The sequence below is a fragment of the Phaeospirillum tilakii genome, from assembly GCF_042683125.1.
Classification (GTDB): domain Bacteria; phylum Pseudomonadota; class Alphaproteobacteria; order Rhodospirillales; family Magnetospirillaceae; genus Phaeospirillum; species Phaeospirillum tilakii.
The window spans coordinates 1-505 of the sequence record NZ_JBHUIY010000137.1 but is presented as its reverse complement, the minus strand read 5'-3'; the positions used below and the strand labels follow the sequence as shown (position 1 = coordinate 505).

General features: G+C 62.6%; 1 protein-coding gene. It reads left to right on the top strand.

The features are described 5' to 3' along the window. On the top strand, positions 1-505 hold a 505-nt coding region (locus ACFSNB_RS18850; protein WP_377319366.1), incomplete at both ends, for a porin.

Sequence of the window (505 nt, the reverse complement as noted above, 5' to 3'; positions counted from 1 at the left end):
CAACGACACGGCTAAGTCGCTCATCTGCGGCGTTGGTGGCGTCGGTGGCACGTTCCGCGCTGCCTTCGCTGGCGGCGCTGGTGTGACCAGCTGCAACCCCGACTACAACATCGGTCAGCTCGGCCTGATCACTCGTTGGACTCCGGTCAAGAACCTGACCTTCTCGGCCGACGTGACCTACGTCCATCTCGATCAGAAGTATGCCGGCACGATCACCACGTCGGCTGGTGCGATCGGCAAGCCGGTCGCGACCTACGAGCTGAAGAAGTTTGCTCTCAAGGGGTTCGAAGAGCGCTCGGAGCGCAACCACACCTTCTTCTACCAGCGCCGGATGTCCGAGCGTCGCGGGCTGGCGCGCAGGGACCATGACGAAGAAGAGAAGCCGGTTGAGTTCAACCTGCGCGCTGTAGGCCGCTGGCTCGTGGAGCGATATGCAGGCGACGCTGGCGTTCGACTGGAGCTCTGCCAAGTCGCGAAGAAGCTCGTTCAGGAGCTGCGCTTGGAA